Below are 14,787 nucleotides of genomic sequence, written 5' to 3' on the forward strand. Positions count from 1 at the left end.
GGGGGCTGGGGGGGATGCGGTTTCTATTCCCTACACCCTACACCCTACACCCTACACCCGCGCGCAGCGCTATAATTCCCCCCTGCCCAGCAACCCCTAGCCCGAGAAGTCAGCCGTGGACATTCCCCTCGAACATCTGTGGAATCGAGTGCTCGAACGTCTCCAAGTCCAACTTGGCGAACCGACGTTCGACACCTGGATCAAGACCGCGAATGCGGAACGCCTCGAAGATAATTGTCTGGTGATCCGCACGCCGAACCCTTTCGCCTGCAATTGGCTGCAAAAATATTACCGGGATCTGATCGCGGACGCGGTGCAAGAAATTTTGGGCGACTCCGTGGACATCTACATCACCACGGGGACGGGGGAATTGGCGAAGGCCGACGATTCTCACCCGATCTGGCCGTCTCCCGGAAACAGTAACGGCGCAGAGGGTCCCCATCCCGATCCGAAACCGGCCAATCTCAACTCTAAATATGTATTTTCCCGGTTCGTGGTGGGGGCGAACAGCCGTCTGGCCCACGCGGCGGCTTTGGCGGTGGCGGAGTCGCCGGGGCGGGAATTTAACCCGCTGTTCCTGTGCGGGGGGGTGGGGTTGGGCAAAACCCATTTGATGCAGGCGATCGGCCACTACCGCTTGGAAATCAACCCCTATTCGCGGGTGTTTTACGTTTCGACGGAGAAGTTTACCAACGACCTGATCGGGGCGATCCGCCGGGACAGTATGCAGAGTTTTCGGGACCACTACCGGGCGGCGGACGTGCTGTTGGTGGACGACATCCAATTTATCGAGGGGAAGGAGTACACCCAGGAGGAATTTTTCCACACCTTCAATACCCTGCACGAAGCGGGGAAACAGATCGTGCTGGCATCCGATCGCCCGCCGACGAAAATTCCGGGGCTGCAAGAGCGGCTGTGTTCGCGGTTTTCGATGGGGTTGGTGGCCGACATCCAGCCGCCGGATTTGGAAACCCGGATGGCGATTTTGCAGAAAAAGGCGGAGTATGAAAACGTGCGTCTGCCCCGGGAGGCGATCGAGTATATCGCCGCCAACTACACCTCGAATATTCGGGAACTGGAGGGGGCGTTAATCCGGGCGGTGGCTTACATTTCGATCTCGGGTTTGCCGATGACGGTGGAGAATATCGCCCCGGTTTTGACGCCGACGGAACGGGTGGAAGAGTCTTCGCCGGAGGCGGTGATTCAGGCGGTGGCGGAGACGTTCAAGGTTTCGGTGGAGGATTTGAAGGGGAGTTCCCGACGCCGGGAGATCAGTTTGGCGCGGCAGGTGGGGATGTATTTGATGCGGCAGCATACGGATCTGAGCTTGCCGAAAATTGGGGAACTGTTCGGCGGGAAAGACCATACGACGGTGATGTACGGCTGCGAAAAGATTACCAAACGTCGCGATCGCGATCCGGAGTTGAATCAAATTTTGCGGCGGTTGAGCGATCGCATTAATTTGAGCAATCGATCGTGACCGGGCAGCCTGTGGAAAAGGTTGTGGATAACCGTGCAATTGATGCTCAACTCGACCATTGACGGCGGGTTTCTTGCCCCGGAATCGGCTCCGATCCGGATGATTTTCCACAGGTTTTCCACAGAAGTGAAGTCTGCGAAACGGCTGATACTGCTCAAATTGAGAAATAATTTCCACAGTTTCCACAGCCGGAAGACGGGAAAAGAGCGCCCGGCGAGTGCGATCGCAAATGGCGGACAAAGCGGGTACGGCAAACGCCATAACGGTTCGGAAATGATAAAATCCTCGCAACTCCGACTCAGATCCGCTTGCATTCATTGGCGCCCATGGTTCTCGACATTTAGCAATCAAGCAGAGGAAACCGGATGCTTACTATGATTCGATCGACGGCATCCCTCGCTTTCGCCTTCGTTCTTCTCTGGAATTCGGGCTTTATCGGGGCGGAGTACGCCCTACCCCATGCGCCGACCTTTACTTTGATGTTTTGGCGATACTGGACACTCACTCTCATTCTGGCTGTGTCACTCAGCCGTACCCGCCGACTGCGTTTACCCGGCACGGGTGCCGTCCGTCATGCCATGCTGGTCGGGATTCTTTCGCACGGCGTCTGGCTGTCCTGCGCGACGATCGCTTTGAACCGAGGCGTGCCGGCGGGCATCGTCGCTCTGGTGGTCGCGCTGCAACCCCTGGCCACCGGCGCGCTTTCCGGATGGATGACGGGCGAGCGGACTCCACCGCATCGATGGGTCGGCTTGGTCGTGGGCTTTGCGGGAGTCTGCGTCGTGCTGTTAAACCGCATCGAATTCGATGACTTTGAATCGGTCTTCGCCTATCTGATTCCGCTTCTTTCGGTGATGGCGATGACGATCGCCAGTCTCTTGCAACGGCGAGCCAAATTATCCCATGAAAACCTGTCGCTTCCCGCAGACTTGGATCTGTTTTTTCAAGGGTTCGGGACTGCGTTAGCCGTCACCTTGCCGGCGATCTGGCTGGAGGGTCTGGCCACAGAGTGGAACGGCGAGTTGATCGGAGCGCTGTTGTGGCTGGTCCTGGCCGTATCTCTGGGGGCATACGGCATGATGTGGCAACTCATCGCCCGGATCGACGCCACCCGCGTGGCCAGCCTGTTCTACCTGGGTCCTCCAGTCACAATGTTGCTGGCCTGGGTTGCTTTTGGCGACACGCTTCAAGGGAGCGACATACTCGGACTCGCGATCGTTTTTGCGGGTGTGGGTCTGACCTACAGGCATCGAGCCAGAATCGGCTGACGAATCCGACGGCTCCGAATGGCAGATTCCCGATCGCCGAGTGCCAACTGCTATATAATGTTCGAGCCCGCCCGATGGTGAGATATCGCAATGGGAAGCGAGTGTATTGAGAGTTGGGATCGGGGAAGAAATCTTGAAACCCTGACAGAAAAGCGGTTTCAGTTCCCTACACCCCACACCCTACACCCTACACCCTCACCCGGGCTGGGGGGATTGGCCGGAAAGACCGTCCGCCGCCCGTCGGCGCGGTGGAAATTCCCAACATATGGAATCTGAATAGGAAATCGACACGATGCGTTTAATTGTAGAACAGCAACAGTTAAGTTCTAATTTATCTTGGGTTTCGAGAGCCATTCCCTCCCGTCCGACCCATCCGATTTTGTCGAATATTTGGGTCGGTGCCGACAAGGAAAACCAGCGGTTGAGTCTGACGGCCTTCGACCTGAGTTTGGGAATTCACACCAGTTTTCCGGCCCAGGTGGAGGAGGAGGGGACCCTCACCCTGCCGGCGAAACTGCTTAACGATATCGTCTCCCGGTTGCCAGGAGGGGAAATCGAGGTGGATGACGAGGCGGGGGAAGCGATCGCCACCCTGACCTCGAGTTCGGGCCGCTACCAGGTGCGGGGCATGGGGGCGGAGGAATACCCGGATTTGCCCTTCGTGGAGGAGGGAGACACGATCCAACTGTCGGCGGAGGCGCTGATGGAGGGCCTGCGGGGGACCCTGTTCGCCACCAGCCCGGACGAAACCAAGCAGGTGCTCACGGGGGTGAATCTGAAGGTGGGGGCGGACAATTTGGCGTTTGCCTCCACGGACGGACACCGGTTGGCGGTGGTGCAGACGGAAAATGTCCGGGACGGGGAAGCCGCGGATCTCGAAGAGTTTGAAGTGACGGTTCCGGCCCGCGCCCTGCGGGAGGTGGAGCGGATGATCGGGATGCGGCACGCGGGTCATTCCTCGGAGGAAGACGCCCCGGCACCGGGGGTGACGCTGCGGTTCGACGAAACCCAAGTCGTGTTTGAATTGGGCGATCGCGACAAGAGTTCGGACACCTATCGCCGCCTGACGTCGCGGAAGTTGGAGGGAGCCTATCCCGCCTACGAACAGTTGATTCCGAATCAGTTTTTGAGTCAGGTGAACGTGGAACGCCGCACGTTTTTGGGGGCCCTGGAACGGATCGCGGTTTTGGCAAGTCAAAAAAATGATATCATCAAGTGCGCGATCGACGGGGTGAATCAAGAGATTTCCCTTTCCGTGGAGGCGGCGGACGTGGGAAATGCCCTGGAGTCGATGCCGGCCCAAATTTCCGGCGACGAACCCAAGCAACTCGCCTTCAACGTGAAGTATTTGATGGAGGGGTTGAAGGTGTTCAACAGCTCAGAAATTCAGATACAGTTGAATGCGGCGACGGCGCCGGTGATTCTCAATCCTTTGGGGGGGTTGAAGATGACCTATCTGGTGATGCCGGTTCAGCTTCGCAGCTAGGTTGAGAGTTGTCAGTCCGCCGGATTTTCAAGTCCCGGCGGACCGCGCGAACTCGGTCAAGATTCCAAACTGCGATCGATGCGATCGCGCAATTTCTCGGCCAAAATCTTCACGTTGGGTTCGGTTAAGATGCTCAGATGGTGGCCGGGAACCTCGATGATATCCACTCCCCCGAGAGCCAATTCCTCCCATCCCAGTTGGGGGTCGATGGTGCGACCCAAGCCGGCTTGGCGGTCCGCCGCCCGGAACAGGGTAATTTGACCGGCGTAAGGTCGGGGGACGTGAGCTTTCATCGCCTCTAAATTGGCCGCTTCGATCGCCAAATTTTGATCGGCGATGGACAGATTCCGCTGTCGGGTCAACTCCGCCGTGACCTGACGCGACCGCCGTTGTCGCCGCAACCACCCGAGCCGATATTTCACCCGCTCCCACAGGTAGCCCGGACCCCGCCGCAACAGGCGTTGCAAGTGGCCGGATATGCGATGTTGGGGGGGCAAATATTTGATGGCGCCGGGAGCCGTGGTATCGAACATGATCAGCAAACCGACTTGACATCCGGCGGCCGTCAGTTGTTGGGCTATTTCAAAGGCGACCCGGCCGCCGAAGGACATCCCCGCCAGAAAATAGGGGCCTTCCGGTCGGATCTGTCGGATTTCTTGAACGTAGAAAGCGGCGATCTCTTCAATTTTTCGGCGCAGTATTTGCCCCTCTTGGTCGAACTGGGCGGCGAGTCCGTAGAACGGATAATCGGTCCCCAAATTTCGCGCCAAATCTCGGTAGTAAAATACCCCACCTTTCAGCGGGTGGACGGCAAAAATCGGCGGTTTTGAACCTCGGGGCTGAATCGGAACCAAAGCTTTCCAAGTCGGAGTCCACCCCCGCTGGCGGAGGATGTCGGCCAGCCGCTCGATGGTGGGCGCGTGGAACAGCGTCGCCAGGGGGAGGGTTTTGTTGAAGGCGGCCTGAATGTCGGAGAATAATTTGACGCTGAGTAACGAATGCCCCCCGACATCGAAAAAGTTATCCCGGATGCCGACCGCCGGATTGTTCAAAACTTGCCGCCAAATTTCCGTGAGTTTCAATTCCAATTCATCCCGGGGTTCGAGGGAGTCGGAGGTGGGCGCGATCGCCACAGAGTCGGGAATCGGCAAGGCGCGATAGTCAATTTTTTGATTCGGCGTGAGCGGCAGTGCGTCCAAGTTCACGAAGGTGGCGGGAATCATGTAATTGGGCAGTTTTCCTTTTAAAAACTGGCGCAGTCGGTCGGGGTCGGGGGGCGCGGAATTGGACGCGAGGTAGGCGGTCAGGGTGGGGTCGCCCGCCTCCGATTCGCGACAGGTGACCGCCACCCCGTCTATGTGGGGATATTGAGAGAGTGCGGCTTCAATTTCTCCCATTTCGACCCGGAATCCCCGAATTTTAACCTGGCGATCTTTGCGCCCGAAAAATTCGACGTTGCCGTCGGGTTGGTAGTATCCCAAATCTCCCGTTTTGTAGAGGCGATCGCCCGGAATTTGGGTGAAGGGATTTTCGATAAATCGTTCCCGAGTCAGGGTTTCATCGTTCAAATATCCTTTCGCCAAATAGGGGGTGCGGATGCAAATTTCTCCGATTTCGCCGATGCCGGCGAGTCGTCCGCGACCGTTCAAAACCAACAGTTGCACGCCGTCGATCCCCCGGCCGACGGGGATGTTGCCACCTTTGCCCGTCTCGGGAATGACGAAATAACTCATGGCTTGGGGGGTTTCCGTGGCGCCGTAAAAGTTGACGCAGGTCGCCGACGGCGCCAATTTTCGGACTTTTTCGATATCCCGACTTTTCAGTTTTTCGCCTCCGAAAAACAGATATCGCAGGTCGGGGAGTCGGGCGCGATCGCCCATTTCTGCCAGCAATTGACTCAGGGCCGGCGTCAGGTGGGCGACGCCAATTTGGCGGCTTCGCATCCACTCCGACAGGATGTCGGGTGAATAGATGTCGTCGGCTTTGGGAATTTCCAGCGTTCCCCCCACCGTCAGGGGGGTGAAAATATCCCGCAACAGCGGGTCGTGGGCGAGTCCGGACAGCAAGCTGAAGCGGTCTTCGGCGGTCAATTGGAACTGTCGGACGTGCCAGCGGATGAAGTGGGCGAGGGGGCGGTGGGTGCCGAGAATTCCCTTGGGTACGCCGGTGGAACCGGAGGTGAAGGCGATGTAAGCCAAGTCATCGGGTTCGGATTCGATATCGGGGGGATCGCCGGGATAATTGGCCAGCGATTTTTCATCGAAAATCAGATGAGATAAAGCGGGAAAATTGGCGGTCGCCTCGGCCAGTTGCGGGGGGAAATCGGGGGCGGACGGGAGTCGGATCAACGCCTTCGGATTTGCCAGATGCAGGCAGGTGACGAGGCGATCGCCGGGATAAGTGGGGTCGAGAATCAAAAAGGCGGCATTGGCTTTGAAGACCCCCAAAATTGCCGCCACCAAGGACGCGGCGCGGTCGGCATAAATCGCGACAATATCTTCGCGACTGACGCCCGCTTCAACTAAGGCGCGGGCCAGTTGATTGCTGCGGGTTTCCAACGCTTGATAGGTCCAGCTTCCTTCCGCATCGGCCACGGCTATCTTTTGGGGAATTTGTCGGGCCATTTGGGAAAACTGAGTTGACAGCGGACCTTCCCAGGCGGCGGTCGGAGGCCGGGTCGGATCGGGCAGAAGGGGGCGGGCCGAAGGGGGGAGCAGGGAAAATTCATCGACCTTCAATTCGGGGGTTTCCAGCACCTGCCCCAGCAAATACTCGAAGGCTTCCAACATCCGATACATCCGCTCCCGGCCGAACAAATCGGCGTTGTAAACCAGTTCCAATTTCAAACGGTCCGGCTGTTCTCGGATGTAAAAATTCAAGTCGAATAGAGAATGGGTTTCGGGGACGGTCAGCGGTTCGACCTCCAAGCCGGGAAGCTTCAGGTTGCGATCGCCCAAATTGATCGAATTAAACCACACCTGAAAAATGGGGCTGTAACTCAAATCCCGATCCGGATGCAACACTTCCACCAGTTTTTCAAAGGGCACGTCCTGATTGGCGTAAGCGTCCAAGGTGGCGGATCGAATTTGATTCAAGAGGTCTTTGAAGCGGGAATTGCCCGACAATTGATTTCGCAAAACGAGGGTATTGACAAAAAAGCCGATCAGGGGTTCGACTTCCACTTGATTGCGTCCGGCGATGGGAGTTCCCACCACCAAATCCTCTTGTCCGGCGTGCCGGGATAACAGCAGTTGAAAGGTCGCCAACAAAGTCATGAACGGGGTCACTCCCTGCTGTTGGCTGAAGGTTTTCAGGGCCCGACTCGACGAGGGCGAGAGCGATCGCGTTTCTTTTTTCCCGGAAAATGTCTGCACGGGGGGGCGGGGGTAATCCGTCGGCAATTCCAAAACGGGGAGGTTTCCGCCGAGTTTTTCCTGCCAATAGGCGAGTTGGGAAGCGGCTATTTCCCCCTCGACCGCCCGCCGCTGCCACAGGGCAAAATCGGCGTACTGAACGGAGAGTTCCGGGAGGGAAAGGGGTTCTCCGCGATCGTGGTGGGCGTAAAGTTGCCCCAATTCTCCCATCAAAATTCCCATCGACCAGCCGTCGGAAATAATATGATGAATTGCCACGATTAAAATGTGTTCCGACGGACTCAAACGCACCAGAGTGGTTCCCATCAGGGGGGGGCGATCGAAGTTGAAAGGGGTTTCGCAGGTTCGGGCGAGGGCCGCCTCAATTTTGATTTTCTGTTCGGTTTCGGACTGGTCTCGGAGATCGACCGTCTCCAGGGGAAGGGTGAGATTTGGGGAGATGACCTGCACCGGCTGTCCCCCCCGGGAAATCAACGCCGTCCGCAGGGTTTCGTGGCGTGCGACGATGTGGTTGAAACTTTTTTCTAAGGCGGTTTGGTTGAGGGAACCTCGGAGGCGATAAACGGCCGAAAGGTGATAGGCCGTACTCTCCGGTTCCAGTTGAGCCAAAAACCAGAGACGTTGTTGGGTGAATGAAAGGGGGATGGTATCGGGGCGGTCGGTCGCCTCGATCGCTCGGGCCGTCCGGGTGATTTGTGTCTGAATTTGTGCCACCAAATCGGCGACGGTCGGCGATTCAAATAGCTGTCGCAGGGTCAGGTCGATCGCCAATTCTTGACGCATCCGCGAAATCATTTGGGTGGCCAAAATAGAGGTTCCGCCCAACTCGAAGAAGTTGTCGTGAATGGCGATCCGGCTCACCCCCAAAATCGACTCCCAAATCCGGGCAATTTGGCGTTCGGTTTCCGTCGAGGGATAGACCCGATCGCCCTCGGTCTGGCGACGTTCCAACGCTTCGCGATCGATGTCGCCCGCCGCCGTCAACGGCAGTTCTTCAAGTCGATAGAATTGGCAGGGGATCGGCGTTCCGAAGCGATCGCGGACGGCGATATTTTCCAGGGTATCCCGGGGGATCGCGCCGCCTTTTGTGGTAAAATAAAGGGCAAGTTTTTGCGTGGCGATGGGAGTCCGTTCCCGGCGGTGGCGGATGTAGGGATTGCTTCCATCCAAACCGACGATCAGGTAATCGCAATCGTGGGACAATCCCCCGAACAGGGAATGCAAACCCTGGCGCGATCGCAAGGTCTGGTAGCCTCGGGCGCGGGAAAGATCGCGCATCTGATAGGTGCGATCGGCCCCCACTTCTTCCCAAATACTCCAGGCAAAACAGTAACTTCGCAAGGATTTTTGATGGCGTTGATAGTGGGTAAATCCGTCTAAAAATCGGTTTGCCGCGGCATACCCCCCCATCCGATACGTTCCAAAAATACTGGAAACGGAAGAAAAATTGACAAAGATTGCATCCGGATTGTTTTCTATCAACTGATGCAATGCCGAGGTCCCCCACACTTTTGGCGCGAGCATTTTCGCCAGACCTTCCCGCGTTTCATTCCCCCACAATTCTTCCCGGGTGACTCGGGCCAGGTGAATGATGCCGTCGAGGCGAGTTTCCCACCGCGAGGACAGGCGATCGACGACTTGTTTTAATCGGGCGAAATCGCAGATATCGACCGCCTCGTAATGCGCGACACCGGGGAGTTCTTCCAATTCCAAATAAGCGCGGATCTGGCGCGAGAGTTTGCCGTCTTTTTTCAATTCATCCGCCCAGGTTTCGCGGGGGGGAAGTTTCGTCCGTCCGACCAACAACAATCGCGCCTCGTGGCGGTTGAGCAACTGTTTGGCAATCTCGACGCCAATTTCCCCCAAACCGCCGCTCAACAGGTACATTCCTCCGTTTTTAAAGGGGGTTCCCCGTCGAGAATCCGGGCGCATCTCCACCCTTTTGAGGCGGGGGATCAGGCGCTTTCCGCCGCGATGGGCGACCTCTCGTTCCCGCCGGACGACGTGCAGTTCCGTCCAAACCTGTCGGACTTGGGCGGCTATCTCTTCGCCCTCCAAATCTAGGTGACGGCAATCCAGCCACGGCAGTTCTTGGGGGATGGTTTCGATCGCGCCCAAAATTGGCGTTTTTTCGACTTCTATTTCGTCGCTCGGAGAGGTGGCTTGACCGCGGCGGGAGATGACGGTCAGTCGAACTGAAGTTCGGTCGGCATCGTTCTTTTCGAGGGCTTGAACCAAAAATAGCAGGCTGTAAAGGCCGAGATTTTGGGCGGCCGCGATCGCTTCCGGCGTCAAGTCCGTTTCGGTTCGGCGATCGTAAGTCCACAAATGCAGGAGATGAGAAATGGCGGCATTTTTGGCGATGGCGGACTCGAACAGTCGGCGGTAGTGTCCGGGGTCTTCCGGGTTGATGCGATACGTTTTTTCATCAATTTTTTGAAAGCTTTCCCCGGCGTAGACGGCAATATAAGGATGTTTGCGTTCCTCAAATTCGGAACACAACGCCGCCCCCAAACCCGCGCGATCGCAGAAAACCAGGGCGATTCCCCCCGGCAAGTTATCGGCGCGGGTGGCCGCTTCTTTTTGAACCCAGACCGGGCGATAAAACCAGTTCGGGATCGTGTTTTCATTTTCCAACAAAATGTCAACCCGTTTGACCCGTTCCGCGAATTCTCCCGCCTCAAATTGTCGTTTGAGTTGCAGGCGCTGAATTTTCCCGATCGAGGTTTTGGGAATTTCTTCTTTTTCCACGGGGATCAGGTAGGATGGGCCGATTCCCAATTCCCGGACCAGATGGCTGCGGATTTCTTTGAAAATGCGGACGACCTGCCCTTCTTCGGAGGTGGAGGGGTTGAAAAAGATCAGCAGCTCGTCCGTGTTCGCGTCCGCCTCGCGAATGGCACAGGCGGCCGTGTAGGACACCGCGACCCCTGCAATTTCTTCGACCAATGCTTCAATTTCATAACTGTAGTGGTTCAAACCGTTGATAATGATCAGATCTTTTTCCCGACCTGTAATCGTGAGACATCCCCGGCGGAGATAGCCCAAATCTCCGGTTTTGAACCAACCCTCTTCCGTAAAAGCCTCTCGGTTGAGTTCGGCATTTTGGTAGTAGTTCGCGATCACCATCGCACCCCGAATTTGCAGGCGTCCCACCGTCCCTTCCGGGACGATCCGATCTTGGCGATCGACGATCCGCATTTGAAATCCGGGGGTCGGCTTTCCGACTTCGACGTAGGGGGCATCCTCGGCGGACAATGCCAGTAAATACCGGTGCGAAAAGGTGACTGCGGCGCCGGTTTCCGACATTCCCCAGGCGGCGTGCATGAGGGAGTCGGAAAACCCGTGGGGGGCGAGTAATTTGGCAAATTTCTGGGCGGTTTTGGGGACGATCGCTTCCGCCACACTCAGCATGGATTTGAGGGATGATAAATCCCAGCGTCCGGATCGAATTTGCTCGGCGCGATCGCAGATCAAACCCATAAAAAAGTTGGGTCCCCAAGCAAATGTCACCCGGTACTTTTCGATCCAATCCAACCACGTCAGAGGATTTTCCAATACCAAAGAACTCGGGGCGTGAACTTGTCGGGAACCGACGTAAATATCCCGAATGGAACAGCGGACTAAACTGCCCACGTGGTCGAGGTGCAGCCAGTTGAGGGAGATATCATCCGGGGTAAAATCATTGATTTTGGAACTCGCGGCGATATTGCTGATGATGTTTTGATGGGTCAGCATCACCCCTTTGGGGACTCCCGTACTGCCGGAGGTAAAGAGCAAGACGGCCAAATCTTCGGGTCGGCTGTCGTGATAGTCGCGATCGCCCGGGCAGGTTGCCAAGGATTCAATTCGGACAATTTGAAAGTCCTCCAGGTTCAACTGTTCCGCCATTCCCCGCAGTTTAGATGCCAAACTTTCGTTGCTCAGGACGATGGGTTTGTCGAGGAGATTCCAAGTATTACAAATTTTTTTTACGGTGCCGTTGGATGGTTCGTAGATGGCGGCGGTGGCGATGGGGACGGGGACAATTCCCCCCAAAATGCACCCCCAAAATGCCGGGATGTAATCCGAGTTGTCGTCGAACTGAAAAATCGCTTTGTCTCCGGCTTTTAAGCCGAGTTGTCTCAATCCCGCCAAAATCCGCCCCGCCGCCTCCAACAATTCGGGATAGGATTGGTTGGTTTCCGACCCATCTTCGCGAATGTAGGTGATCCCGTGGGGCGATCGCGCGGCCGTCCGCCGCAAAATTTCGCCGAGGTTTTTGGGGTCGTCCGGCTCGACCGGCAGGGCTTCACCCCGGGCGACGGATGGGGATTTCTCTTCCGCATCGGAGTCAGTTTGGGCGGTGGCGACCGGCTTTTGAGTCCCTTGTAAATGGGCGGATGTCGAGTTCAATTCCCACCCATCTAATAATTCCGATAAATGAATGGGAGGAATTTTCTCCCGACATTCTTCGACCGTCCCGGCAACTTGTCGGATGCCGGAAACAGACTGCAATGTTTCTTCCCACCGGCGAACCGAATGGGGGTCGAGAACCGGCACGTCAAATAAAGCCCGTTCGTCAACTTTACCCTGGGGAGTCAGAGGGATGGAGGCGACGGGAAGGTAGGTTTCGGGCAACCGGTGTCCGGGCAGCGTCTGCTGTAGGGAAACGTGCCATTTCTCGGGGTCGAATCGTCCGGATGTGACAATATAGGCAATCAGTTCCGGAGCGGAATTTTCGGGCGTGCGAATCGCCACATAGACATCATCAACAGAAGAATCGTTGAGGATTTCTTGTTCTACCTGTTGTCGGTTGATTTCCATAGGTTTCAGATGGGAAAAATAGTTCAAACTTGCATGAAAGCTTAGTTCCGAAGTCCCGGACTACATTCAACACCCTGAACAGTTGGAATGGCTCCGCAACAGCCGCCAAGGATTCTTCCCCCCTCGAAGGGGTGAGTTTTCAACATTAAAATTAAACTTTCAGGCACGCGATGGGTATCGTCCGCGAAAGCGACTCCCCAATCTTGAGACGGGGCGATCAAACCGATCGGAATCGGATTGATGTCGCCGTCTGGAGGATTCCGGTTCGAGTGGCTGTCGGCGCGATCGGGCGGGCAGATGATAAAAATCCGGCTCTTCGAGATGACAATGGCACCCTGCCATCCGATCTTACTATCAAATCCGGTTATTTACCAGACAGATTCCGAACGGCGGTGGGGTGTGGAGTGTGGGATGTGGGAAAAACATATTCTTTATTCCCTCTTCCCTTTCTACAATAGCAATGTCCCAAACGTCGAGGGGAGACATCTCAAAATCGACCGGAAAGTATGGCGTGACACGCGGGGGCAGGAAAGTCCTATCATCCCGCCCCGACTCAAGCGCCGTTTAACTTAGCTCGATTCCACTTCGGGATGCAGCAGGGCGGAGTGAAAACCTTTGCGAATCACGAGGTTGAGATACCGGCGCTGGAACTGGGCCCATCTGCACCACGCCTGATAGCGACTGCGGGCGAGATGATTCGCAAGTTTGGGCAGGTTCTTTTTGATATCGTCGCCCAAAATATCCACCAAAACGGCTTCCAAAACCATGCTATCTTGAATGTCGCCCAAACATTCTTGAATATCTTTCATGTCCTGGAGATAGGCGTCGTAAGTGGGGCCGTAAAAATCAGTGAACAGATTCATCAAATACCGGACTCGTTTGGTCTGTTTCCGCAAACTGTGCAAGACTTCTCCGTGGGCCGTCAACAGTTTTTCGACTTTTTTCTTGGACAGGGTTTGAGTGGGTTGATTGCCGTCCGAATTGTTTTCCACCGCCTCAGTTTCATCGGAGAGGTGTTCGACACCGAACAGCCAACCCGGGTGCAAAAACAGCTTGCTGACTTGGGGGAGAAGCAGGTCTGGCAACACTTCTTCGACGGGCAGTTTTTCGATCGCCGTATATTGCGGAAAGTCGATCCACTGCTGCAACTGTTGTTTCATCTGCTGATACTTCTTACCTTCCAGGGTCGATCGCACCAGTTTAAAAGCCTTGTGGCGGCGTTTGACTAACTGCAATAAAACCACATCCAGGGCTTTTTTTTCCGGTTCGGGAAGCTGGGGGTAATAGTGGGTATTCAACGCTTCCAAAAGCACGTCCAAATCCCGCAATTCTCCCAGGCGGCGAGCAATTTTTCCGATCGGGCGATCGCCCGCCGCTTTCGGCAAATTCAACACCGGGGCGAACCCAGTCGCAGCCGACCGCAGCCGCCGCATTCCCACCCGCATTTGGTGCAATTCTTCGGGATCTTCGTCTTTCAAAACTGCGGCTTCGTGGCTGAGGACTTTGTTCAGATATTTTTGAATACCTAAAGCAGCCCAATTTCCCAATGTATTGGGTTTCAGTTGTGTTTCAATTGTCATGGTTGCTCTCTAAAATAGAGAATGGTGTTAGGACAAGCTTAACTATAGCAATTCACAAAAACTGATTTTACAAAACTTTATCAATTTTGAGAAAAATACTGAGTCCTCCGGCCCACCCCTGGAGACCACCGGGATATTCACTGGTCAACTCGATCGCCAGTTGTTAACCTCTGGCGGTAATCGCCGACCCCGGCACCGGGAACCTCGAAGCCGTGAAAAGCCTTTCCCATCTGATATCGCCCGCGATCGCCCCAAACCTTCACCTTTCCTTCGCCATATTCAACACAAAGCTAACATTTAACCAGATTTTAACTGTCAATGTCAAGTCCTTGTGTTTTGATGGAAACAGGATCGGGCTCCTATCTTGGGGCTCCCGACCCGAGGATGAGGCTGGGAGGCCGGGTGTGGAGAAAATGAATCGGTCGTCGATAACCGATAATAGATAATTATCGATTTTTTCCCGCACCCCAGACCCAAATTCTCGGCCATTTCCACTCTTATAAAAAAACCAGATAACTTCCACCATGATCTCGAGCGATCGCCCCAAAATCAGCAGCCCGACCCAAGTGCTGTGCAGCTATCAGAACCGGACATCCACAATTGAGATTTTGCGGATGGACGATCCCGGATGTGACCCATTCGAGCGGATCGTATTTCCCGGCCAAATTTTCCTATTCGAGGCAACAGGGGAATCCCATCTCAAAATCTTCTATGCCGTCTCATCCGAAGCGATCGAAATGCGCCGGATTTCCTGTCGGACCCTGCAAGTGGACGAGGGGGTGTGAGCCAGTCG

The 14,787-nt window shown here is 55.6% G+C and carries 7 protein-coding genes and 1 pseudogene; 4 read left to right on the forward strand and 4 right to left on the reverse strand.

Annotated features, from left to right (window positions below):
• Window positions 1–115: 115 nt before the first annotated feature.
• A complete protein-coding gene (gene dnaA, locus LKE08_RS13625; protein WP_324704779.1) occupies window positions 116–1,480 on the forward strand; it encodes a chromosomal replication initiator protein DnaA in 1,365 nt (454 codons plus the stop codon).
• Here the strand turns inward: dnaA and LKE08_RS13630 are convergent.
• Window positions 1,429–1,794 carry a hypothetical protein gene (locus LKE08_RS13630; protein ID WP_324704780.1) on the reverse strand — a complete coding sequence of 122 codons (366 nt, stop codon included), beginning with the start codon at window positions 1,792–1,794 and terminating at the stop codon, window positions 1,429–1,431. The genes dnaA and LKE08_RS13630 overlap by 52 nt on opposite strands.
• Window positions 1,795–1,845: 51 nt before the next feature.
• On the opposite strand from LKE08_RS13630, the gene LKE08_RS13635 reads away from it, so the two are divergent.
• Both LKE08_RS13635 and dnaN read left to right on the forward strand, forming a co-directional pair.
• The gene (locus LKE08_RS13635) at window positions 1,846–2,748 is read left to right on the forward strand and encodes a DMT family transporter (protein WP_324704781.1); all 903 of its coding nucleotides are present in this window, start codon (window positions 1,846–1,848) and stop codon (window positions 2,746–2,748) included.
• Between the two features lie 292 nt (window positions 2,749–3,040).
• A complete protein-coding gene (gene dnaN / locus LKE08_RS13640; protein WP_324704782.1) occupies window positions 3,041–4,234 on the forward strand; it encodes a DNA polymerase III subunit beta in 1,194 nt (397 codons plus the stop codon).
• A 56-nt stretch (window positions 4,235–4,290) separates the two neighbouring features.
• On the opposite strand, the gene LKE08_RS29300 is transcribed toward dnaN, so the two are convergent.
• From LKE08_RS29300 to LKE08_RS13650, 3 genes and pseudogenes are all read right to left on the reverse strand, one after another.
• Window positions 4,291–8,811 carry an amino acid adenylation domain-containing protein gene (locus tag LKE08_RS29300; RefSeq protein ID WP_375341428.1) on the reverse strand — a complete coding sequence of 1,507 codons (4,521 nt, stop codon included), beginning with the start codon at window positions 8,809–8,811 and terminating at the stop codon, window positions 4,291–4,293.
• A gap of 111 nt (window positions 8,812–8,922) precedes the next feature.
• Window positions 8,923–12,414: pseudogene (locus LKE08_RS29305) on the reverse strand (AMP-binding protein); the annotation flags it as partial.
• Window positions 12,415–12,983: 569 nt separating this feature from the next.
• Window positions 12,984–13,994, reverse strand: coding sequence for a CHAD domain-containing protein (locus LKE08_RS13650; RefSeq protein WP_324704784.1), 1,011 nt, complete (start codon window positions 13,992–13,994; stop codon window positions 12,984–12,986).
• A gap of 524 nt (window positions 13,995–14,518) precedes the next feature.
• On the opposite strand from LKE08_RS13650, the gene LKE08_RS13655 reads away from it, so the two are divergent.
• Entirely contained in the window at window positions 14,519–14,779 is a 261-nt protein-coding gene (locus LKE08_RS13655; protein WP_324704785.1) for a DUF1830 domain-containing protein, read from the forward strand.
• The last annotated feature ends 8 nt before the right edge of the window (window positions 14,780–14,787 follow it).

Origin of the sequence: Lyngbya sp. CCY1209, from assembly GCF_035615495.1 — a bacterium.
Lineage (GTDB): Bacteria > Cyanobacteriota > Cyanobacteriia > Cyanobacteriales > Microcoleaceae > Limnospira.

What these genes read in the sequence shown, in the direction of transcription:
- LKE08_RS13635 (WP_324704781.1), top strand. Translation starts at nt 1,846, where the DNA reads ATGCTTACTATGATTCGATCGACGGCATCCCTCGCTTTCGCCTTCGTT.
- LKE08_RS13650 (WP_324704784.1), bottom strand. Translation starts at nt 13,994, where the DNA reads ATGACAATTGAAACACAACTGAAACCCAATACATTGGGAAATTGGGCT.
- dnaN (WP_324704782.1), top strand. Translation starts at nt 3,041, where the DNA reads ATGCGTTTAATTGTAGAACAGCAACAGTTAAGTTCTAATTTATCTTGG.
- LKE08_RS13655 (WP_324704785.1), top strand. Translation starts at nt 14,519, where the DNA reads ATGATCTCGAGCGATCGCCCCAAAATCAGCAGCCCGACCCAAGTGCTG.
- LKE08_RS13630 (WP_324704780.1), bottom strand. Translation starts at nt 1,794, where the DNA reads ATGCAAGCGGATCTGAGTCGGAGTTGCGAGGATTTTATCATTTCCGAA.